Consider the following 20,744-nt stretch of genomic DNA (forward strand, 5'->3'; position numbering starts at 1 on the left):
AATTTTCGCCGTCGATTGTTATTTTATTATATTCATCTAGAATGATATAATTATCATCTCTAATATTTAATAGCTTTGTATAGTCTTTTGCTTGCTCGCTAGCTTGAAGTAAAAATAGAATCTTTTATTTTATTAATGATACTCTTTTGTTCATCGCTAAAATTACCGAGTTTTATAGTTTCATCAATAATTTTAGATATACGAGTATGATTATTGCTTGTTTGGGCTATCAGTCACTACTATAGATAAATTACCTTCATTTATATCAATATAATTTAGTAAATTGTTCAAATATACCGACATTGCCTTTGATAAGGGAAAAGTTAGAATTTTTTGTAGGAAAAATTTGTCAATAGTAGATTCAGAGGATGAATTAGCCGCATCCAAATAAGAACTGTTATATGTTAAATATTTTGCGTTTTTTATATAAAAACTATCTAAAATATTTGAACTTGTGGTTAGACTTTTTTTGAGCAGTCCCAATCTCCATACTCATTACTTTCTAATATTAATTCACCGTCTTTAAGAAAATTAGCTATGAGCTTTAAATCTTCTTTCTCTTGCCCTAATATAATTATAGCTTTATTACTCCTATCAATAATAGATTCATATTTCTCATTATCTTTATTAATTAAGTCGATACAATTTTTATCCTTTACATATTGGATATAAAATGTTCCATTTCTGCTTCCTTTATTTCTTCTTTTTTCAACATCATTATATCCCTCATATTTTCTGCTTTATTGTGTTCAATATTATTTGTTATTTCAAACGAATTTTGATTTAGGAGTGTGTTTGTATCGGTTGAGTTGCATTGTTGTGGTCATTTAGTATTTGAAATAGTACTATCTACTATTTCCGTATGTTCTTGTTTTTTAAATTTATCATTTAAACGTTTTACATAAACGGTATAATTGTACATAATTAATCCGTTTCTTAGTTGTTTTTTATTTAATAATCTTAACTCAAAAAAATTTCAATTTAGTTAATAAATTAATTAATTTTAACTAAAAATATCACAATTTAGATATTACGATATTTAATATACTGAAAGATGATTTTTATTGCATATATGATAAGAATAAGTTTTATTATAAATAAATATTAATAATTACTTAGGTTATGAGAAATAATAAAAACCAAATGTATATTATAAAAATTTTTATAGCCCTAGCTATGATTACGGGCATAATATTTTTATGTTTATTGTATTCTTCATTAACTCCGTCTAAGCTTAAGATTGGTGCGAAAACTAGTAATATGGACGATTCGCCTAAAATTAAGTTTACTCTTATAGATCAAGAAGGAAAGAAATTTGATAGTATCCATTTGCAAGGTCATTTAAGTTTGATTTATTTTGGTACTACCTATTCCTTATATGACAATCAAACACTAAAAAGAGTAGAAGATATTATTAAGATTTTGAAGAAAGAGAATATTTTAGTACAAGTAGTTTTTATTACTCTAGATTCTGAGCATGATACAAGTGAAGTATTAAAAAAATATTTAGAAAAAATAGATGATAATTTTATAGGTTTAACAGGGAGAGTCCAAGATATTGAACAATTAGCAGATCAATTTAAGGTCTTCTATACATCCAAAATATTTGATGTAAAAACAAACAAATATGAATTACAACATTCTAATTTTGTGTATTTAATTAGCAGTCAGGGAAAATTTTTAAAGCATTATTACTTAGGCTTACCGAAAAATGGTTAACAGATAATCTCTAAGCATTTCCTATTTGTGATGAGAAATGTATTTCATCAATGCCTAAGTGTTTTAATGCATTATGCCATTTACTTTCAGGATTATCGGCAAAAATAAATTCTTTATTACAATCCATAACCAGCCATAGATTTGTCTCTAATTCTTCTTCAAGCTGCCCTGGTTTCCATGCTGTATAACCGACAATGAATAAGCTATTTTTAGGTCCTTTACCGAAAGCTATATCTTCTGAAATTTCTAAATTAGAGCTTACTGCTAAATCATTATGGAAATCCAATAACAAATTTTTATTATAATCGCTAGAATGAAGAAAAAACCCTTTTTCATGTTCTACGGGTCCGCCAAGATATATAGGAACCATAACCGGGGTTGTTATTTTGTCATTTTTTATTTTAAAAAACGATTTTAAATCTATATGATTTACTAAGCGGTTAAATATTAATCCTATTGCTCCTTCTTCCGTGTGTGATAACATATAAATTAAGGATTTATGGTAAATGCCTTTTGTAATTACATGCGGTGTAGCAACTAGTGTTTTACCGGATAAGTTATGAAAAATTTTATCGCCCATAAATTAAACTTTAATTATATAATATATAAGATTTAAATCCAATTATTCAATAGAAGTTAACAATAATGATCACATTTTTTGATATTACTATTTTTGCTATTATTACTCTTTTCTCATTTTTCGGCTTATATCAAGGCATAATCGGGTTTGCAACTAGAACACTCGGTTTTATTACTTCTATAATGTTAGGATATTTTTTATATCCATATATTTCTGACCTAATCGGGAAATATATGGATAATGAGGTTATAAGAATAATTATTGCCGGTGTTATATCTTATGTTATTGCTTTAATTTTATGTGTTTTTATAGTTTATAAATTTCTTGCTATAATTTCATTTATGAGAAACGGTTTTATTGACAGATTCTTAGGGCTATTAGCAGGATTTGCCGTGGGTACTACTATCTCGTTAGTACTATTTTTTATAACAATGATCTTTACTTCTGAAAACTATTTTAAAAGTAAATCTTTAAAAGATTTTGTAGTAAGTAGCAAACAGAGCAAATATGGAGGAGTACTGAAAGTTGCCGTTACCACTGATTATTTAGATGAATTAAGTAAAAATATTATAGTTATAATTCCAAACGAGACTTTAAAATCTATTGAAATATTTGAAAATAAAGACCTAAATAATTTCAAAAACTCTCTTAAGAAATCGAATGATTCTAACGATGATGAGGATGTATTTTCTCGAGAATTACAAGATGAGCTTTCTAATATAGATGATGAATAGGATGTTATTTTGACGTCATTGCGAGGAAATTACGACATTATTGTGCGAATTGAAAAACGCACTCGGTGTCATCCCGTGGTCAAACCACGGGATGACAACGGAAAACTGATCCACACGGGCAATGCCTGCTCGCAATGATGATTACCTACCAAACAAACACCATAACCCCTACCTTTCATTAAACCAGCCTATTTCCCTTAAATTTCATAAATCACGCCATCGTAAATAATTAATAAATATTAACTAATAGTAAATTTATTCATTAATTATTGTGTGTTGTAAATAAATAGTGTATAATGACCGATAAGTTAAGTGGTAAAATCATTAAAAGCAATAAGTTATAGGGGAAATTATAACTAATAAGAACAAAATTTTTTTAATAAACTTTTACTAGCAACCAGTAGTATTATTGGGCTGCTTGCAAGCATGGGAGGCTTTGCGGCGGATATTATTCCGGCGGGAAATCCATCTTCTAATATAGGTACGATGAATGATTGAAGATATAATCACAACCATTATCTTCCACAAGATAATGACAATATTATTATCGCAGAAAATAACCATATGGTTAATTTTGCCCAAAATATTAATATTAATGATATTAATCTTTATGGTTTTAATGGGGTATTTACTATTATTGAAGGCAATCCAACTACAAGAGTTAGTATTAACAATATAACTAACGTTGACAATCTGCAAACTCAAAGGGCAGTTCAAAATGCTTTAGGAGCACCTCTTGCATATGGCGCCAATAATAATAATGCAAAAGCAAAGCTAAAGCTTATAAGCGGTAATGGAACAAGTTCTGAGCTAACCATTACCGGTAATGATATTAGTGCCGTTGAATCTATTGAGCTTGTATTTAAAGAAAAAGTTGATATGAAACATCGCAACAGCAGTGTAATACATACAGGGAATTTAGAGTTTATAAGTTTTGGGAAGGTAAGGGTTAATAAAGGTTTTACCGGTAATATTACTAATACTAAAACTATGAGAGGAGAGGTAACTTTCGTAAAGATTCCTGATATTTATGAAATCGGCTCACAAACCAAACAAGTTTCTAAAGTGATGTTTGAAGGTAATCATGAACACAAATTGCATAATGATATTCATTCTAGACAAACTAATTTTGATTCGGGAACTTATAATATTTGCACGCAGGACATTACAATTAACGGTAACGTTAATGGCTCGACATTCGATCTTAGACGTAACGTAATTCTTACCGGTGATGTAGTACTTGAAGGTAATATTACTATAAATGCTTTAGGAGAAAGCGATATAGTTTTTCAAAATCTCCCTACGGCATTCGGTACAAATATTGTGATTAATATTAATAGGGTTCACACGGCGAATGATGTAGCCGCCCTATCAATTTTGAGGATGAGTAATGGAGATGGATTTGTTCCTAATGGATATACTTATACTGCAGCAAACCGGTACAGGTGTGAATAATATGTATGTCGCTGGTAAGTCCGGTAACTTAACTACAGGGATTGCAGGCATAAAATTAACCGCTCCTAAGAGATTATCAAACGATACTCAAATAGTACCGGGACTACATGCTTCTGTAGAAAATAGCTTTAGCAATAAGCAACCTAAGGTGAAAGCTAGATTTATTTGGGCAGATAATTACTTTGAGAACACTACAAGTAGTAGCACACCGAAAGTTGGCTATAATGTAGGTGCAAGTTTACTTACCGCTCATAAGAATATTGAGCTATTTGCAACGTATAACTGTAATTTACACAGCAAATATACTAGCCACTAAAGGTTCATAAAGTTAAAGATATTGTTCTAAAAATATCATTCCTGTGCGGGATACCAAATCGTCATTGCGAGCAGCCGTAGGCTGCGTGGCAATCTCATGAAATAATAACAAACTCCTGAGATTGCTTCGTCAAATTACTTTGTAATTTTCCTTGCAATGACGAAAAAACAATATCCACGCAGCAATGCCTCATCGCCTTGTGAATTCCTTGCTCCTTTTGAAGTTAATCTTCGTCTACCATTCTTCATTTCACATCAGTATACTCATAATTCCCTAACCGGTTTTAGTACTAACTTTTTGTTACTAAAGATATTGATTTTAGAAAAGAAATTACTTTTTGGCTTTTTAAAATCACGTTGATAATTTTCACCGGTGATAGCATTATAGCTAGTAATTAAAGAAGGTATAACCTCGTTATAATATATTTTATAAAGGTCATGCATAGTTTCTTTGGTAGTTAAATATCCCCATTTTACGGTTTGTTGCGGTACTCTTGCTAAGGCTTCAATGCAGGCTATCGCTTCTTCAATTTCAGGGTTTTTATTTTTATACACGTCAGCTGCCGGTGATAAATTAGCTTGCATATCTTTAAACATAGCATCAATCATTAATGCCATATATTCATCGGTTTTAAATTTTCTTACAAATATTAGATTATTCCTACTGCTATAATTTAGAAGCTGAAATTTATATATAAAAATCATGAATTTTATAGCATAAACTTTTAAGCCGCTAATTTTATTTGCATTATAAAATTTAAGTTTCGTTTCATAATCTAATTGCTTTTTCATACCTGCTTTAAGGAGCTTACTCAGCAAATTATGACAATGTATTATGTCATTTTTTCTAGCAATTCGTACTTTATCGGTAGCTTTAGTACCGGAAAAATTAGCCGAATGGCGAGTTATTTGCCTGCCTTTATCATCTCTCTTTATATCGGCAAAATGCCCAAGCTCTTGGGCTGCGATAATCTGAAGTCTTGCTGCCGCAGCAAAGCCGTTGCCGTAAGTCGGATGATCTTTATTGTTTTCAGCAAAAGGATTACCGCCGCATGAAACAAAAATAGCTACGTCCTTGCCGTTAGTGCTTTGCATACCGCTATTACCGCCTACTCGTTGCCAGCTAACCATATCCATCATATCGCCGATATTATGTGAGTAGGTAAGAAATACTTCCGTCTTATTAAGAAGAAGCCACCTTATTACGATCGGATGAGCCGACTGAACAAAAATACGTGCTAGCATTTCGGTTACTTCTTTCTTAACCGGCTGTAGCTTTTGTATTTGCTTTTTTAAATTATCGAAAATTGATTTTATTTTTTGATCTGAAGCGGAATTTTTGTATAAATTTTGAAAAAGCTTGGTAGTTTCAGGGATTAAATGCGGGCTTGTTAGCTCTTCTTGACTAACCATTAAGCTTATATTAAGAGCAGGTTCGGTAAACCTTGCAAAATTGCAGCAATCATCGGTATCTATCCGTAATTTACCGGACTTAATTAATTGCATAGCCAAATGCTCATACTCTATTTCCATGTCCTGCTTATAAATAGCAGGAACACGGTCAAGAATGTGATATATGCTAGTCATTTTAAAAATTCAGTGGTTATTTTCTACATTACTTGTTGGTAGTACATCCTAATTTTCGTCTATATTTAAAGGTATGAGCTCTAAGTTAAATACAAGCTCAGGTTCATTAGGTACGTGCTTCGGTTTAGGTTCTTCTTCAAATATGAGGTTTACGACAACATCTACCTTAGGGAATACTGTATCAAAGCAATCTTTAAAAAATTTATTTGACGATTTTAACTTTATTGCATCTAATGCTTTTTGTCTACCATCTTTATTTTTAATACATATGTTAATTGCCTCTCTCCTAAAAAATAAATGAGGATAATCATCGAAAATTTTTGTAATTAGCTCCGGCTGTTGCTCGCTACAATATTTGAGACATACCTTATTACCATATCTAAATATTTTATATGCTAAGAATAAGACAAAACAACCTTGTTTTTCTTCAGTAAATTTATCAGCAAAATATTTTTGATTAAGAAAATCTTCAACTCCTCTTCTGATACCGGTTGAAGAAATCGCTATTTTTTTAAAGTGGTTTTGAGCAATCAACCGAAAAGCAAGATATCTTTATACTTCGCAGCTGTCCGCTTTTTGCTTTCTCAGTTATTATTTCAGATTCAGGTACTTGCTTTTCCATTTGCCATAAATCGTACTCTACATTGCCGGAAGTAGTTTTCTTTATATCATTCCATGATGTGCTTAATCCTTCTTTTGTAGTAGTTAAAATTTGATTTAACAACGATTTAGAACTCTTTAATATATACTCTGCATGATGATACATATAACTAATCAAAGAAATAGCATCTTGAAACGCTAATTTTTCCATAGGATTACTATTCATTTCTTTGATATTATTTGGTATCATAACGAAAAAATTTATTATGCATTGGCAATTTAGTCGTAAAGAAATTACTGAAATCTGTCTCATTATTTTTTTGATTTCTACACTCCTTAAATTAGCAAAAAGTAAAGCTAATCTCTGTAGATCTTGTCCTACAGGTACGGTTATATCAGATTGTTTATTAATCATTTTACAAAATTTAGTAAGTACATCTACTAGCTTTTTTTCTTCCTTAGAGTTAAACATATTATCACCGGCATCATGTAGAACTGCTATTAGAGCAGTGGCAATAGAATTTAAAAAACCGGACGCTGCTATGTCGCCAAGATAACAAACCCATTTTATAGGAGAAGAGGCACTCACACGTTAAATACCCTGCATCAGGAACTACTAGACCGCTACTTACAGCACTAGCAGCAATACATACATTGTTGTAAAGCCATATTAAAACATTTATAATATTCTTCTAATTTAGGGTTAATGACTTTCAATTCTTTAATTTGGTTGTTTATATCTGCAGTATACCCAACATTTGCAGATTGTAACATTTTTTTATGTCTGCAATTGCTTGCGCATGTCGAGCTATATCGTGGTCATGTTTAGCTATTATGCTTATTAATGCATTTAATGTTTGACTCACTTCTATTATATCATGCGAATCTTTATTATTAAACGAAGTTAATTGACTACTATCTCTCGATAACATCGGTGAATTATTAGTTTTATTAAGTTCTGGAGTTATTTGACTGAGAATTTCCTGAAATTCTTCCTCATTCTCTGGACAAGATATATATATATATTTGTTAAGTACAGTAACAGCTTCGCTTAATTTGCCTGCTTTATAAAAAGCTTTTCCTAATAAAATATCAGTATCTTTAGGTTTAGATTGTATATAGAGCTGTTTGTCGTAATGAAGCTACTGCCTTAAGGTAAAGGTCTGTTTGTTCAACATTATTATAATACTCTTCCCAACACAAGTAAGTGATGCCTTCATAATAATAGATATGTAGAAAACCTTTATATTGTTTAATTTAAGGTAAATATATTAAGTACTTCTTTATATTCATTTTTACTTACAAGTTCTCTTCCTTTAGAGATTAATTGGTTTACGATCTCTTTCATATTCTAATCTATTATTAGTTAATTGTTTAAATCATATTATGGCCGCCGTTGATAGAAATAGTCTCACCTGTGATAAATCCGGCATTTTCATCAACTAAAAATGCCACGGCTCTAGCTATTTCTTCCGGCTGTCCTAGTCTTTTTTTGGGGATACTATTAACGATTTTAACAAGCACGTCTTCGGGTACTGCTCCTACCATTTCGGTTGCAATATACCCTGGAGCTATACAGTTAATGGTGATATTTTTAGAAGCAGTTTCACGAGCAAGGGCCTTAGTAAAGCTGATAATTCCAGCTTTAGCAGCAGAGTAATTAGTCTGCCCAACCTGCCTTGCTTGAGCATTAATTGAACTGATATTTATTATACGACCGTAATCTTGGTTTCGTATCTGCTCCATTACGCTACTAGACATATTAAAGCAAGAATTGAGATTAATGTTAATCACATCATTCCAATCTTGATGACTCGTTCTATGTAGCATTTTATCTTTGGTAATACCGGCATTATTTACAAGAATACTTACCGGTTTTTTAAACTCCTCTTCAATTTCCTTTACTGCTTTTCTACATTCTTCAAAATCCGCAATATTCCAGCGTTTGGTTTTTATACCGTATTTTTCTTCTATTTCTTTAGCAGTGTCGTAATTGCTGAAAAAATTAGCAACTACCGTAAGACCCTTATTTTTTAATTCTAAAGCGGTAGCTTTACCTATTCTTCTAGTACCACCTGTTACAATTGTAAGTTCTGACATTATTTCTCCATACCTATATTTTGACTTTTATTAAATTTAACCGGTGGGGTTATACTTAGTTTAAGCTGTGATACCGATTTAGTTAACGGTTTAACAACTTTCCTATCACTGCGTATTGCGATAGATTTTCTAGGGTGATTTTTTTCATATTCTGCATCTATCTTTTATCCATCTTTTTTTTGTCTGCAATTTTATTAGTTTTAGCAGTTAATGCAATTATAGCAGCAAGTGTTTCTTTTCTACTTTTTGGAATGACTCTTTTATTTTCTTTTTTATAGTGCCGTAACAACCTATTGTTGCACCGCCTGCATAAATACTACCTGCTTGCTGAGTAATATGACAGTTTTTAAGTAATTGTTTATCGATGTCTGTTTTCTTTTTATACCGGTATATTTTGATACTGCTTGAGATATTTTATTATGTTCATTAAGCCCTTCTCTATCTTTACCGCTGGCACACATTGTGCATATTTCTTCCTGAGGTAAATTTATTAAACTAGTGGTTTTAGTTTCTTGTTTATTTTGTCTTATTTTCGCTGTTAAATTACTTAAGACATCTTATATATTTAGATTAATATTTTCTTTATCAAAAGATATAAAAGGAAGTTTTGTCTCGAAGGATACTCTAAAAGGAATATCTGCTTGTTCAATATTTTTTCTTAATGTTACAGCTTTTTTTAATATTTCTTTTTCCTGATCCGTTAAATTTGCATTGTTAATTGTTTCTGCTGCATTTCCTTTAGGTTTATTTATCCTAAAAAAATGTTCAAATTTGCTTCTCGGTTTAATATGTGCTTTTAATTCATCAATTCCTTTTTCAGTCGGTAAATTTTTTGCTATTTTGTTTAAAGTATCACTCACTCCTGCAAAGTTATTTGTTACTCCTATAAGCCTAAATAAATTAAGAGGAGTATTAGTATTTTTCCCACCGACATTTTCCATAGATTTTTTTGTCTGATCAGCAATTGTGGGATCATTGCCAGCTCCTATAGGACCTGAGTTTAATGTATTAGTATGAAGAATAACGCCGTCTTCAAGCCATTCTTGAGCTTGGCGTGCATTTAATTTGGTAATTTTTTGTCTAGAATCTATATCATTTGAAATCGAAGCTAATGTACCTGCATGTTTAGATGTAAGCAATGTTTCAAAATTTTTATCGTCTTTGTCGGTTATTGACCCAATTTTCTCAAAGGCGTTTTTCATGCCAACAATTTGTCGTAACTGGGTTGGGATAACATGCCTACCGTTTTAAATTGTATCAGTATACTGATCAACAAGCTTCCTCTCGCATTCAGGCATTACATTATACCAGTTTTTACCGTCTCTATTTTGATATTCTTGCTTTTGTTCTTCTGTCAAGTCTTTAAAAGCTACTTCCGCTTCGACTACAATATGCTCTTTTCCCTCATCATTGATGACTTTTGACAAAGTGACTATATTACAATGCTCATCATTGAAATTTTGAAAATCTTTAGCAACATTTAATTTTTTATGAGCATTTTTAATATCATTTTTTCCTAGCAATTCAGCAACACTGTCAATTTCAGCTTGCCTATTTTTGAGATGTTTTCTTGTGATTTTTCCATATTCAAAGCATTAAAACTATTAATAAATTTTACTGTTTTTTTATTTAATTTCAGCACAAGCTCAGGTTTATTTTTGCCCTTTGCTATGTTTATCGCTCCTCTGATAGCATTTAAATATTGCATTTCAAAAGCTTTAGTGCCTAAAACAATTTTTTCATTGGGATTGTTACGACCGTCACGTATTAATATTGGAGTTTCACCGTTTTTTCCTTCAATTTTCGCTCTATTTGTTTCTAAAGTAACGCCTACTCCGGGTGTGGTTAAAAATTCTTTTGTATGATTTAATAAAAACTCCTTATCGTTATCAAATTGTTTTTTTAATGATGAAAGCATTATAAAATTCTATATGTAGTTGTGCATCTCTTGTTATTTTAATTAAAAATTATTATATAAAAATAGTTTAGTTAAAAATATTTAACTTTATTAATTAAAATATATTATTTATATGAATATTGATAAATTTACTGCACATGCTAAATCAGTGATAGCTAGTAGCCAATCACTTGCTGCTAAAAATGATCATCAGCAAATATTACCTTTGCATTTATTATCTAGTCTTTTAAGTGAAGAAACAGGTATAATTCAAACCCTTATTAATAATACTGGCGGTAATATAACCTTATTAAAAGATCAAGTTCAGCTAGAACTAAATAAAATCCCAAAAGTTCAGGTTGAGGGAGGGGGACAAGTTTATTCTTCTGCTGAAGCTCTTAAAGTTTTAGAAAAAGCTAGTAGCATTGCTAAAGACAGTGGGGATAGCTTTGTAACCATAGAGCGTATATTTGAAGCATTAACGTATGATAATACTATAGCCGGTAAAATTTTAACGAATAATGGAATTAATAATAAAAAAATAGCAACAGCTATTTTACAGTTTCGTAAAGGCAAAAAAGCAGATACCGAATCGGCAGAAAATAGTTACGATGCTTTAAAGAAATACGGCAGAGACGTAACAGAGCTTGCCGAAAGTGGTAAGCTTGATCCGATAATCGGACGTGATGAAGAAATAAGAAGAACGGTGCAGGTACTATCACGACGTATGAAAAATAATCCTGTATTGATTGGAGAACCTGGAGTCGGTAAAACTGCTATAATAGAGGGGCTTGCACAACGAATATTTAGTAAGGACGTACCTGAATCGCTTGTTAATTGCCGTATTATTGAGCTTGATATGGGAGCTTTAATAGCGGGAGCTAAATATCGAGGCGAATTTGAAGAACGTCTTAAAGCAGTGCTTAGCGAAATCAAAGAATCAAGCGGTGAAATTATTTTATTTATCGATGAATTGCATCTATTAGTCGGTACGGGAAAAACCGACGGTGCTATGGATGCCTCGAATTTACTAAAGCCGATGCTTGCTCGTGGTGAACTGCATTGTATCGGTGCTACTACTCTAGATGAATATCGTAAATATATCGAGAAAGATGCGGCACTTGCTCGTCGTTTTCAGCCTGTTTACGTGAGTGAGCCGACGGTTGAGGATACTATATCAATACTTAGAGGAATTAAAGAAAAATATGAGCTGCATCATGCAGTGCGAATTTCCGATAGTGCAATAGTTGCAGCAGCGACGTTATCAAACCGTTATATTACCGATCGTTATTTACCTGATAAAGCTATTGATTTGATTGATGAAGCTTGTAGCCGTATGAAAATAGAGCTATCCAGTAAACCAGAAGAGCTTGATGAGCTGGACCGTCGTATTATTCAGATAAAAGTAGAGCTTGCAGCACTTAAAAAAGAAAATGACGAGCATTCTAAAAAGAAAATAGAGCATTTAACTACAGCATTAGAAAAATTAGAGTCTCAATCCTATGATATGGGAGCTAAATGGCAAGCTGAAAAGTCTAAACTACAGCAAACACAAAAGCTCAAAGAAGAACTAGACCGTAGCCGAAACGAGCTTGAACGTGCCGAACGTGATGCTAATCTCGCTAAAGCTAGTGAGCTAAAATACGGAATTATACCTGAGATTATGAAAAAGATTCAGGAAGCCGAAAGTATGGATAATAAAGGGCTGTTAAAAGAAATTGTATCGGAAAGTGATATAGCAAGTATTATCTCTCGTATTACTGGTATTCCAATTGATACGATGCTATCAAGTGAACGTGAGCGTTTGCTTGTGATGGAGCAGAAATTACGAGAATCGGTAATAGGGCAGGATAAGGCAATTAAAGGTGTTAGTGATGCGGTAAGAAGATCACGTGCAGGGATTCAAGATATTAACCGCCCGCTTGGTTCGTTCTTATTCTTAGGACCGACCGGAGTCGGTAAAACCGAGCTTACCAAAGCCTTAGCTGGTTTTCTTTTTGATGACCGTAATGCAATACTTCGTATAGATATGTCGGAATATATGGAGAAGCACGCTATTTCTCGCCTGATAGGAGCTCCTCCCGGCTATATCGGATATGATCAAGGCGGAGTGTTGACGGAGGCAGTAAGACGCCGTCCTTATCAGGTAATATTATTTGATGAGGTTGAAAAAGCCCATCCCGACATATTTAATATTATGCTGCAAATACTTGATGAGGGAAGATTAACAGATAGTCAAGGTATAACGGTTGATTTTAAGAATACTATAATAGTTTTAACGTCTAATTTAGGTGCTGAGGTACTCGTTAATCAGAAAGAGGACGAAGATACATATAAAGTAAAGGATGAGGTTATGGAATATGTAAAAGCAGTATTTAAACCTGAGTTTTTAAACAGACTAGACGAGATTATATTATTCCATCGCCTAAATCGTAATAATATTCATGATATAGTTAAGATACAGCTTGAAAGTTTAAAGAAAATTTTACTAGCACAAAATATTATTCTTGAATTTGATGAATCTGCATTAAATTATTTAGCCGAAAAAGGTTATGATCCAAGCTTTGGAGCAAGACCCTTAAAACGTCTTATCCAGCGGGAAATACAAAATAATTTAGCCAAAATGATTTTAGCAGGCGAAATAAGTAGCGGTAAAACGGTTAAAATAAATTCAAAGGATAAAGAATTGAAGGTAACAATGAGTTGATTAATTTTTTCCGAATAACGAATTATCGCATAATCCAATATTCTTGTTAAAGGCACTGTCTAATAATTATTGATTTTGTCATTGCGAGCTATTAAAAGATTTGTTGCATAGCTCAAAAAACGCGTTTGATGTCATTCCTGCAGGAGCGGGAATGACACAAAACGAAAATTTTATAAATTAGTATTAATAATATTCAATTTCAGCTAATGTTATACTTTCAGTACCTGATAATTTATAATAATCACTACTAGTAGAGTTAGGAATTTGTAAGTCAAATAATAGTGAGTTTTCTTCTTTATACGGATCAACTAAGTAAGAATTTGTAATATCTGTAACTATTGGCGATAAATAGGTTGTTGTTTCAATAAGCTTATCAATAGCATTCTGTCCGTCTTTTAATATTTTATCGACTAGTTTTTTATCTTTATAAAAAGTATTTACGGCCCCTATTAAGGCTGTTGATATATCATATATAATAACACCGTTTTTAATTATATTGGTTATATTAGAGTCTAATGTTGCTGTTTTAGAAAAAATTAAAGAAATAACAGTAGGATATTTATTAAATACATTAGGTAGTTCTAAAAAAGTATTTACGGCTGAATAGGCAGAATTGGTTGCTTCTGAAAAACAATAAAATGCTTTGTATATGTTTTCATAATTGCTATTGCTCATAAACTTACCTCTTTTTTATATATGTAATTGCCATGTTTCATGGTAATTACATATCATACTACTAAATTAAGAAGTGTCAATATTAAAAAATTATATTTCTTCTTAGAGGATATCAGTAAATAAATTTTAATTACTAATATCCTCTAAACTCCACCTAGCTTTTGGACAGAAATTCAAAGGAGTAAATAACTTATTATTGTAACGCTCAAGTCCTGCATATGCAATCATTGCAGCATTATCGGTGCATAAGTGGATAGGTGGATAAATAAGCCGATAACCATATGTTTTAGCACAGCTACTTAATATTTGTTGTAAATATTTATTAGCAGCGACACCGCCGGCAATAACTATATTCTTCTTATCAAAATTATTTGTTATTTGTTCATATGCTCTAATAGCATCTTGTACCTTACTACTTAGAATTTCTCCTATAGTAAATTGAAAACTTGCTGCTATATCATTGATTACAGTGTCATTAATTTCCTTTAAATTCATTATTAAAGTACGCACGGCAGTTTTAAGTCCTGAAAAGGACATATTGCAATTACCGCTGTTAATTATAGGTTTTGGAAATTTATATTTATGAGGATCGCCAAGTTTTGCTCTTTTCTCAATTTCAGGTCCTCCGGGAAAAGCTAAGTTTAGCATTTTGGCTACCTTGTCAAAGGCTTCGCCTACGGCATCATCTATAGTAGATCCTAGTATTTTATATTTTCCGAGACCTAAAACTGCTACAAATTGGCAATGTCCGCCCGAAGCTAACAAGAGTAAATAAGGATAAGGAATATTATCGGTTAGTCTTGCGGTTAAAGCATGACCTTCTAAATGATTAATTGCAATAAAGGGTTTTTTTAAAGCACTGCTTAGTGATCTTGCAAACATTGAGCCAACTATAACACCGCCGATTAAACCTGGACCGGAAGTTGCAGCAATTGTACTAATGTCCGTTAATTTAGTGTTGCTTTCTTTTAAAACATTTTTTAATGCTTTATCTAGATGTGATAAGTGAGAACGTGCAGCAATTTCAGGTACTACCCCTCCAAAAACTGCATGTTCTGTATTTTGTGAAATGATTATATTAGATAAGATTTCTCGATTTTTGGTGATTATAGAAACAGCTGTATCATCACAGCTTGATTCTATACCTAAAATTTTTATCATTCAAATTGAAACTAATTAGAGGCGTTGTTAAGTAAAAAATGATAGTTTGCGTCATTGTGAGAAGGTGTTGTCCACGTGGATACCGATGTCATTCCCGCGTAGGCGGGCATGACATAACAGGATCCATGTGACAACACCAACACCCGCTTGCAATCAATTTAATAATGCCTAATTAGATACCTTTAAGGTATTTAATTGATTATACAGCTTATAAATAGATTGTTCGGCATCAATAATTTTTTTATTAACTATTTTTAATAGTTTTTCCGAAGATTTTTCTGTTATTTGCGTTGCAGCACTTACTTGCTCCGCTAAATTTTTAAGTGATTCTTGTATTTCTACAAAAGATTTTTTAAATTGTTCTTTGATAGTAATAGATGATTCTTCAAGCTCTTTAATTTTTAAGCATAGATTTTCTAATAAATGATCTATTTTAGTTTGCATTAAAGTCAATTTTTGCTTTTGTTTTTCACTAAGATAGCTTAAAGTTTCTTGCGTTTTTGCCTGTATACGTACTTTTGTAGTACGTTCAAGTTCTGAAGCTAAACCGATTTTACTCATTAAAAATATTATCCATTTGTGAACGTCCAAATGATACCATTTTGCACCGTTACGATAATCTGAAGGAAAAGCATGATGGTAATTATGCCAATTTTCACCGAGTAAGAATAATGCCATCCACCAAATATCTCCAGCAGTGCCTTTGTAATATTTTTTACTACCGGCAAAGTGGCATAAAGAATTAACGCAGAAGGTTGCTTGCTGCTGTAGGAATCTACCGAGCCCCATAAATAAAAATCCTGCATATGCCGATTGCATAGTACCACCGACTAAGTAACCGATAAATAAAGGCACGACAATATTCATAAAAGCTGCTATTTGCCAATAATATTTTAGCTGCCATTTTAATAAATTGTTTTTCCCGTGCTTAGCCCAAGTAATGCGATCAATAGACTTATAGCTACCGCTTCCGACTAGCATCCATCCTATATGAGACCACATAAAGCCTAAAAATTTATTATCAAATTTTAAAGGAGTATGTGGATCTTGGTCTTGATCCGTATATCTATGATGTTTATAATGATTCGATGCCCAAGATAAAGCTGGTCCTTGTAATGTTCCTGCAGACAGCATAATTAAGACAAACTCGGCATATTTATTTATTTTATAGGCATTATGAGACCATAACCTATGCAGACCGATCCCAACGGTAATATTATTAATATAATAACTAGCAATTATAAAAATAACTTCAGTTAGCCCTATTCCATAATCAAACGAATATTTAACTACAAGAGATATAATAAAAATAGGATAAAATATTAAAGCAAATAAAGCGGGCTTATTTAGTTTACTTAACATAAAATTTACAGTTTTTAGTTATAAAATATATAAATCGGCAACGAATAAAATCTTAATTATATTATACATCAGTATTAATAGATATTAACATACTTAATGCATAAATACAAAGAAAATTTTGACAATAAAATTCTAGTTATCCTTTATTTAGACAATAACCGATAAACGAACGGTTGTAATAATTAAATTGTCTTTCCCTAAGACCTCTATCCTATTTATATGAACATCTATGAGACGTTCATTAAAAAGGTCTCTTCACTTTCCCATAAATATTTTATTATTTCTTGACGCAAAAATACTTCATTTGGAACCTGAAAAAAAAGTTGTAAAATTTTAAACTCAGTAGGACCTAGAGGAATATTCAGTCCGTCTTTGTATACTTTTTCAGTATTTAAATCAATATTTAGATTCTTAAATTTAATAATATTATCTTGTACAACTGACTTGAAACGTCTCAATAAGCTCTTTAAAGTACCTACTATTTGCTCAGATAAGAAGGGCTTATAAAAAAATAGTACGTTATATTTCTGTTAGTTATTTATTGTTATTAAAGGATTTTCTTGTAATTCTGCACTAATAATCATAATAACAAGCAGCTGACTAAAAAAAATAAGTTAATGCTTTTTCTAGAGTTGAAGCCCTCATTATATTAAATCCTGCTCTCTCTTATATTATTACTTAAAGCAATAGTAACACTTTTTTATTTTTTTCTTCTATAATTAAAACTTCAGGTAATAGCTTATCAAACACTGAATTAATCTTCATTAATATTTAGTAAATAATTAAAAATTTTTGTAATAATTTTCTAATTTATTAGGGTTTATAGCAAACTTTTTATAAAAAGAAACAAAGAAATAATAATTTTTTAAAGATAATACTTGAATTTAATAGTTTTAGTTGCTATAAATAGCTTTATTTTAAAGTTTGTTTGTTGGAGATTCTTATATATCATGAGCTTTTATGAATCAGTTTTTATTATACGTCAAGACGTATCATTAAACGATATAGATAAAATCGTTGATGATTTTGCTAAAATTATTAAAGATAATAATGGCACTATCATAAAAAAAGAATATTGGGGGTTAAGAACTTTAGCTTACAAAATCGGTAATAACAAAAAAGGACATTATTATTTTTTAGGTCTAGATATTACTGGTAATGTAAAAGAAGAGCTAGAAAGAAAAATGAAGCTTAACGAAAATATCATTAGATTTCTTACAATTCAAGCAGATTCAATTAGTAGTGAACCTTCACCGATATTAAAAAATCAAAGTACAGAGAATACTCCGGTAATTGACGTAACGATTAATAATTAAATTTGTAAGAATTAAGGTTAAAGAATGTTAAAAAGTAATAATGTTAGTGAAACAGCTGCTCACAAGGTAGGAGATAAAACTGCTAAAAAAGTATTTTTTAGAAGACGTAAAGGATGCCCTCTTTCTGTGCCTAATGCACCTGTTATTGATTATAAAAACCCTGAGCTTTTAATAAAATTTGTCTCTGAAGGCGGTAGAATGTTACCAAGCAGGATCACAAATGTTTGTGCAAAGAAACAAAGAAAGCTAAATAATGCTATTAAAATTGCAAGAATTTTAGCGTTATTACCTTTTGTATTTCAAGCTAAATAAAGGCATAGTACATGGAAATTATATTAATAAAACCCGTAAGAAAATTAGGTAAAATTGGCGACATACTCAAAGTAGCAGACGGGTTTGGTCGTAATTATCTTTTACCGCAAAAATTAGCTATTAGAGCTACTGAGCCTAATAAAGAGCTAATAGTTAAACAAAAACACGAATTTGAAGCAAAAGATAAGCAAATAAGAGAAGAAGTAGAAAAAATTAATGCTCTTATTAAAGATCAACAATTAGTTTTTATCCGTCAAACATCAAATGACGGTAAACTTTTCGGTTCGGTTACTAATAAAGAAATAGCCGATAAATTATCTGAAAATATATCTTATAATATTTCTCATTCAAATATTATTCTTGATAAACAAATTAAATCTACCGGAATTTATACAGTTGAAATAAGACTCCATGCAGAGCTTAATGCTATAGTTACGGTTATTGTTGCAAGATCAGAATCAGAAGCACAAGATTATTTACGCGAACAAAAGACTGAAACTTCAGAAGATTTAGCTGAGTCAGCATAAATTTTTTTTATCATCTAATTGTGTAGTTTTTTGTTACCATTGCAAAAGTAGAGCATTGTTGTATGGATTGAGAAACTTGCTCGATGTCATTCCCGCGTAGGCGGGCATCCAGCATAAAGCGAGATAAATCGAGCTTTTAATTTCAAGAATTTGCTGTGTTTATACTTTTTTTCTGGATTCCTGCTTTCGCAGGAATGACATACTACTAAGTTTGACCACAATATCCAAACACTTTACAATACTAACATTTTTCAACCATGCTATATGAAAAATTTGAGTATAATATCAATAATCTAATAGGTAATTTTGGCTTATCTAAAATATCGATTGCAGTATCTGGTGGGAGCGATTCGGTAGCACTTCTTTATCTTGCTAATATTTGGGCAGAGAAAAATAATATAGAATTATTTGTTATATCGGTTGATCATAACTTACGGGAACAGTCGAAGCAAGAGACCCATTATACCCAAAATATCAGTAATAGTCTAAATCGCAAGCATTATAGTTTATCTTTTGACCATCAAAATAATTTTTCCAATTTACAAGAAAGAGCAAGAGAAGGACGCTATGATTTGATGACAAATCTATGTCTAGAACTCGATATATTAGTACTTTTAACTGCTCACCATGAAGATGATTACGTAGAAAATTTTTGTTTAAGATTAGAGCGTAATAGCGGTATATTTGGACTTAGTAGCAGTAATATCAATTGGTATAATAATATACAAATAATTAGACCGCTATATAATATTCCAAAAAGTGAATTAGTAGAATATTTAGTCAGGCATAATATAAAATGGTTTGAAGATGAGTCAAATTCATCTGATAAATATAGACGAAATGTTATTAGGCAAAAATTAGCTAAAGGTGCAGATTATATTAGACATTTTTCCAAACCAGTTTATAGAGAGGAATTTAAAGGAGACACGGAACGCAGCACCGCAGCGTACACTTTAGTACGTGAGGATGCGAGTACCGGAACGGCGTCTAAATTATCTCTAGAAGCGAAGTGTGGAAAGATGTCTAAAGCCGCAATAATCTCACAACAACTTAAAACCAACAAACTTATAGAAAACGAGTTTAAGCCTGAATTAATATCGGCGATAGCTGAAGCGGTCAAGATTTTTGAATATGGCTTTGCTTTTCTTGATTTAGTTAAATTTGATAAGTTTTCAAATGAGGTGAAAGTACAAATAATTAATTTTTTACTGATAATAATTAGTGGACAATCTAGAGCAGCTCGTTTTTATTCGGTAGAACCTATTTTGAAATTAATTACTCAAGACGTAAACTTTAAGAATACACTTCATGGCTGTATAATTAAGCGCATACAAAACGAGTTACTTATATACAGGGAATTCGGCAAAAAATTGCCTGAGAGTAAAATATTACTAGATAAATCCGTTATTTGGGATAATAGATTTTGTATCACAAAAAATCAAGAAACTCCAAATTGTTTTGTAACTCATCTATCGTTAAAAGATTATAAAATAATAAAGAAACAATTAGATTTAGAACCTTTGAAAAATCTATCCTGCAAAAACCACAATGCAGTTTTATTGACCTTACCTATCATTAAAATACTTGAAAAAGTTATAGCAATACCACATATATCATATTATGATAACGACATGTGGAACTTTGAAGTATCTTTTTCTCCAAATTTTGTATCTCGTTTCACCCATTTTTGCTAACAC

Annotated in this window: 24 protein-coding genes; 9 read left to right on the plus strand and 15 right to left on the minus strand. The window is 31.3% G+C overall.

What is annotated here, in order from left to right:
* Nucleotides 1-210: 210 nt before the first annotated feature.
* Nucleotides 211-483, minus strand: a complete 273-nt coding sequence (locus ACSFFC_RS02655; protein WP_014410285.1) for a hypothetical protein — start codon at nt 481-483, stop codon at nt 211-213.
* 639 nt (nt 484-1,122) lie between these two features.
* Here ACSFFC_RS02655 and ACSFFC_RS02660 point away from each other — a divergent pair.
* The gene (locus ACSFFC_RS02660) at nt 1,123-1,719 is read left to right on the plus strand and encodes an SCO family protein (protein ID WP_014410287.1); all 597 of its coding nucleotides are present in this window, start codon (nt 1,123-1,125) and stop codon (nt 1,717-1,719) included.
* Between the two features lie 10 nt (nt 1,720-1,729).
* On the opposite strand, the gene ACSFFC_RS02665 is transcribed toward ACSFFC_RS02660, so the two are convergent.
* The gene (locus ACSFFC_RS02665; RefSeq protein WP_004996911.1) at nt 1,730-2,299 is read right to left on the minus strand and encodes a YqgE/AlgH family protein; all 570 of its coding nucleotides are present in this window, start codon (nt 2,297-2,299) and stop codon (nt 1,730-1,732) included.
* Nucleotides 2,300-2,364: 65 nt separating this feature from the next.
* On the opposite strand from ACSFFC_RS02665, the gene ACSFFC_RS02670 reads away from it, so the two are divergent.
* The 3 genes from ACSFFC_RS02670 (at nt 2,365) to ACSFFC_RS02680 (ending at nt 4,804) form a co-directional block, all read left to right on the plus strand.
* The gene (locus tag ACSFFC_RS02670) at nt 2,365-3,033 is read left to right on the plus strand and encodes a CvpA family protein (protein ID WP_014410288.1); all 669 of its coding nucleotides are present in this window, start codon (nt 2,365-2,367) and stop codon (nt 3,031-3,033) included.
* 564 nt (nt 3,034-3,597) lie between these two features.
* The gene (locus ACSFFC_RS02675) at nt 3,598-4,488 is read left to right on the plus strand and encodes a hypothetical protein (RefSeq protein WP_014410289.1); all 891 of its coding nucleotides are present in this window, start codon (nt 3,598-3,600) and stop codon (nt 4,486-4,488) included.
* Nucleotides 4,445-4,804 carry an autotransporter domain-containing protein gene (locus ACSFFC_RS02680; protein WP_014410290.1) on the plus strand — a complete coding sequence of 120 codons (360 nt, stop codon included), beginning with the start codon at nt 4,445-4,447 and terminating at the stop codon, nt 4,802-4,804. The genes ACSFFC_RS02675 and ACSFFC_RS02680 overlap by 44 nt, the downstream gene beginning before the upstream one ends.
* Before the next feature lie 263 nt (nt 4,805-5,067).
* On the opposite strand, the gene ACSFFC_RS02685 is transcribed toward ACSFFC_RS02680, so the two are convergent.
* The 9 genes from ACSFFC_RS02685 to ACSFFC_RS02725 all read right to left on the minus strand — a co-directional run bounded on the left by ACSFFC_RS02685 (nt 5,068) and on the right by ACSFFC_RS02725 (nt 11,008).
* Nucleotides 5,068-6,390 carry a DUF2748 family protein gene (locus ACSFFC_RS02685; protein ID WP_014410291.1) on the minus strand — a complete coding sequence of 441 codons (1,323 nt, stop codon included), beginning with the start codon at nt 6,388-6,390 and terminating at the stop codon, nt 5,068-5,070.
* Between the two features lie 48 nt (nt 6,391-6,438).
* A complete protein-coding gene (locus ACSFFC_RS02690) occupies nt 6,439-6,924 on the minus strand; it encodes a hypothetical protein (protein WP_014410292.1) in 486 nt (161 codons plus the stop codon).
* The gene (locus ACSFFC_RS02695) at nt 6,902-7,579 is read right to left on the minus strand and encodes a hypothetical protein (protein ID WP_014410293.1); all 678 of its coding nucleotides are present in this window, start codon (nt 7,577-7,579) and stop codon (nt 6,902-6,904) included. The genes ACSFFC_RS02690 and ACSFFC_RS02695 overlap by 23 nt, the downstream gene beginning before the upstream one ends.
* Before the next feature lie 145 nt (nt 7,580-7,724).
* Complete coding sequence (locus ACSFFC_RS02700; RefSeq protein WP_004996895.1) at nt 7,725-7,922, minus strand: hypothetical protein; 198 nt, start codon at nt 7,920-7,922, stop codon at nt 7,725-7,727.
* 442 nt (nt 7,923-8,364) lie between these two features.
* On the minus strand, nt 8,365-9,090 hold the full coding sequence (locus tag ACSFFC_RS02705; RefSeq protein ID WP_014410294.1) for an SDR family oxidoreductase: 726 nt from the start codon (nt 9,088-9,090) through the stop codon (nt 8,365-8,367).
* Nucleotides 9,091-9,380: 290 nt separating this feature from the next.
* On the minus strand, nt 9,381-9,551 hold the full coding sequence (locus tag ACSFFC_RS02710; protein WP_012150286.1) for a hypothetical protein: 171 nt from the start codon (nt 9,549-9,551) through the stop codon (nt 9,381-9,383).
* Nucleotides 9,552-9,647: 96 nt separating this feature from the next.
* The gene (locus tag ACSFFC_RS02715; protein ID WP_045798652.1) at nt 9,648-10,292 is read right to left on the minus strand and encodes a hypothetical protein; all 645 of its coding nucleotides are present in this window, start codon (nt 10,290-10,292) and stop codon (nt 9,648-9,650) included.
* Between the two features lie 45 nt (nt 10,293-10,337).
* Nucleotides 10,338-10,613 (minus strand): hypothetical protein, encoded by a 276-nt coding sequence (locus tag ACSFFC_RS02720; RefSeq protein WP_004996879.1) that lies wholly within the window; start codon nt 10,611-10,613, stop codon nt 10,338-10,340.
* On the minus strand, nt 10,607-11,008 hold the full coding sequence (locus tag ACSFFC_RS02725) for a hypothetical protein (protein WP_041472184.1): 402 nt from the start codon (nt 11,006-11,008) through the stop codon (nt 10,607-10,609). The genes ACSFFC_RS02720 and ACSFFC_RS02725 overlap by 7 nt, the downstream gene beginning before the upstream one ends.
* Nucleotides 11,009-11,120: 112 nt before the next feature.
* On the opposite strand from ACSFFC_RS02725, the gene clpB reads away from it, so the two are divergent.
* On the plus strand, nt 11,121-13,694 hold the full coding sequence (gene clpB / locus ACSFFC_RS02730; RefSeq protein WP_014410296.1) for an ATP-dependent chaperone ClpB: 2,574 nt from the start codon (nt 11,121-11,123) through the stop codon (nt 13,692-13,694).
* Between the two features lie 183 nt (nt 13,695-13,877).
* On the opposite strand, the gene ACSFFC_RS02735 is transcribed toward clpB, so the two are convergent.
* The 4 genes from ACSFFC_RS02735 to ACSFFC_RS02750 all read right to left on the minus strand — a co-directional run bounded on the left by ACSFFC_RS02735 (nt 13,878) and on the right by ACSFFC_RS02750 (nt 17,350).
* A complete protein-coding gene (locus ACSFFC_RS02735; protein ID WP_014410297.1) occupies nt 13,878-14,369 on the minus strand; it encodes a DUF5424 family protein in 492 nt (163 codons plus the stop codon).
* A 126-nt stretch (nt 14,370-14,495) separates the two neighbouring features.
* Entirely contained in the window at nt 14,496-15,530 is a 1,035-nt protein-coding gene (tsaD, locus tag ACSFFC_RS02740) for a tRNA (adenosine(37)-N6)-threonylcarbamoyltransferase complex transferase subunit TsaD (RefSeq protein ID WP_014410298.1), read from the minus strand.
* A 168-nt stretch (nt 15,531-15,698) separates the two neighbouring features.
* Nucleotides 15,699-16,892 carry an acyl-CoA desaturase gene (locus tag ACSFFC_RS02745; protein WP_014410299.1) on the minus strand — a complete coding sequence of 398 codons (1,194 nt, stop codon included), beginning with the start codon at nt 16,890-16,892 and terminating at the stop codon, nt 15,699-15,701.
* Between the two features lie 227 nt (nt 16,893-17,119).
* Nucleotides 17,120-17,350: a winged helix-turn-helix domain-containing protein gene (locus ACSFFC_RS02750; protein WP_014410300.1), complete on the minus strand. Its 231-nt coding sequence runs from the start codon at nt 17,348-17,350 to the stop codon at nt 17,120-17,122.
* Nucleotides 17,351-17,842: 492 nt separating this feature from the next.
* On the opposite strand from ACSFFC_RS02750, the gene rpsF reads away from it, so the two are divergent.
* The 4 genes from rpsF (at nt 17,843) to tilS (ending at nt 20,741) form a co-directional block, all read left to right on the plus strand.
* Nucleotides 17,843-18,208: a 30S ribosomal protein S6 gene (gene rpsF / locus ACSFFC_RS02755; protein ID WP_010976750.1), complete on the plus strand. Its 366-nt coding sequence runs from the start codon at nt 17,843-17,845 to the stop codon at nt 18,206-18,208.
* 24 nt (nt 18,209-18,232) lie between these two features.
* Complete coding sequence (rpsR, locus tag ACSFFC_RS02760; protein ID WP_014410301.1) at nt 18,233-18,520, plus strand: 30S ribosomal protein S18; 288 nt, start codon at nt 18,233-18,235, stop codon at nt 18,518-18,520.
* Nucleotides 18,521-18,531: 11 nt separating this feature from the next.
* Nucleotides 18,532-19,047, plus strand: coding sequence for a 50S ribosomal protein L9 (rplI, locus tag ACSFFC_RS02765; protein ID WP_004996862.1), 516 nt, complete (start codon nt 18,532-18,534; stop codon nt 19,045-19,047).
* A gap of 257 nt (nt 19,048-19,304) precedes the next feature.
* Complete coding sequence (tilS, locus tag ACSFFC_RS02770; protein ID WP_014410302.1) at nt 19,305-20,741, plus strand: tRNA lysidine(34) synthetase TilS; 1,437 nt, start codon at nt 19,305-19,307, stop codon at nt 20,739-20,741.
* The last annotated feature ends 3 nt before the right edge of the window (nt 20,742-20,744 follow it).

The organism is Rickettsia parkeri, from assembly GCF_051427245.1.
Classification (GTDB): Bacteria; Pseudomonadota; Alphaproteobacteria; order Rickettsiales; family Rickettsiaceae; genus Rickettsia; species Rickettsia rickettsii.

Bases quoted from the DNA above. Each gene is read 5' to 3' on its own strand.
- ACSFFC_RS02660 (WP_014410287.1), top strand. From the start codon at position 1,123: ATGAGAAATAATAAAAACCAAATGTATATTATAAAAATTTTTATAGCC.
- ACSFFC_RS02665 (WP_004996911.1), bottom strand. From the start codon at position 2,299: ATGGGCGATAAAATTTTTCATAACTTATCCGGTAAAACACTAGTTGCT.
- ACSFFC_RS02670 (WP_014410288.1), top strand. From the start codon at position 2,365: ATGATCACATTTTTTGATATTACTATTTTTGCTATTATTACTCTTTTC.
- ACSFFC_RS02675 (WP_014410289.1), top strand. From the start codon at position 3,598: ATGGTTAATTTTGCCCAAAATATTAATATTAATGATATTAATCTTTAT.
- ACSFFC_RS02680 (WP_014410290.1), top strand. From the start codon at position 4,445: ATGGATATACTTATACTGCAGCAAACCGGTACAGGTGTGAATAATATG.
- ACSFFC_RS02685 (WP_014410291.1), bottom strand. From the start codon at position 6,390: ATGACTAGCATATATCACATTCTTGACCGTGTTCCTGCTATTTATAAG.
- ACSFFC_RS02700 (WP_004996895.1), bottom strand. From the start codon at position 7,922: ATGTTATCGAGAGATAGTAGTCAATTAACTTCGTTTAATAATAAAGAT.
- ACSFFC_RS02705 (WP_014410294.1), bottom strand. From the start codon at position 9,090: ATGTCAGAACTTACAATTGTAACAGGTGGTACTAGAAGAATAGGTAAA.
- ACSFFC_RS02710 (WP_012150286.1), bottom strand. From the start codon at position 9,551: ATGTGTGCCAGCGGTAAAGATAGAGAAGGGCTTAATGAACATAATAAA.
- ACSFFC_RS02715 (WP_045798652.1), bottom strand. From the start codon at position 10,292: ATGAAAAACGCCTTTGAGAAAATTGGGTCAATAACCGACAAAGACGAT.
- ACSFFC_RS02725 (WP_041472184.1), bottom strand. From the start codon at position 11,008: ATGCTTTCATCATTAAAAAAACAATTTGATAACGATAAGGAGTTTTTA.
- clpB (WP_014410296.1), top strand. From the start codon at position 11,121: ATGAATATTGATAAATTTACTGCACATGCTAAATCAGTGATAGCTAGT.
- ACSFFC_RS02735 (WP_014410297.1), bottom strand. From the start codon at position 14,369: ATGAGCAATAGCAATTATGAAAACATATACAAAGCATTTTATTGTTTT.
- tsaD (WP_014410298.1), bottom strand. From the start codon at position 15,530: ATGATAAAAATTTTAGGTATAGAATCAAGCTGTGATGATACAGCTGTT.
- ACSFFC_RS02745 (WP_014410299.1), bottom strand. From the start codon at position 16,892: ATGTTAAGTAAACTAAATAAGCCCGCTTTATTTGCTTTAATATTTTAT.
- rpsF (WP_010976750.1), top strand. From the start codon at position 17,843: ATGAGCTTTTATGAATCAGTTTTTATTATACGTCAAGACGTATCATTA.
- rpsR (WP_014410301.1), top strand. From the start codon at position 18,233: ATGTTAAAAAGTAATAATGTTAGTGAAACAGCTGCTCACAAGGTAGGA.
- rplI (WP_004996862.1), top strand. From the start codon at position 18,532: ATGGAAATTATATTAATAAAACCCGTAAGAAAATTAGGTAAAATTGGC.
- tilS (WP_014410302.1), top strand. From the start codon at position 19,305: ATGCTATATGAAAAATTTGAGTATAATATCAATAATCTAATAGGTAAT.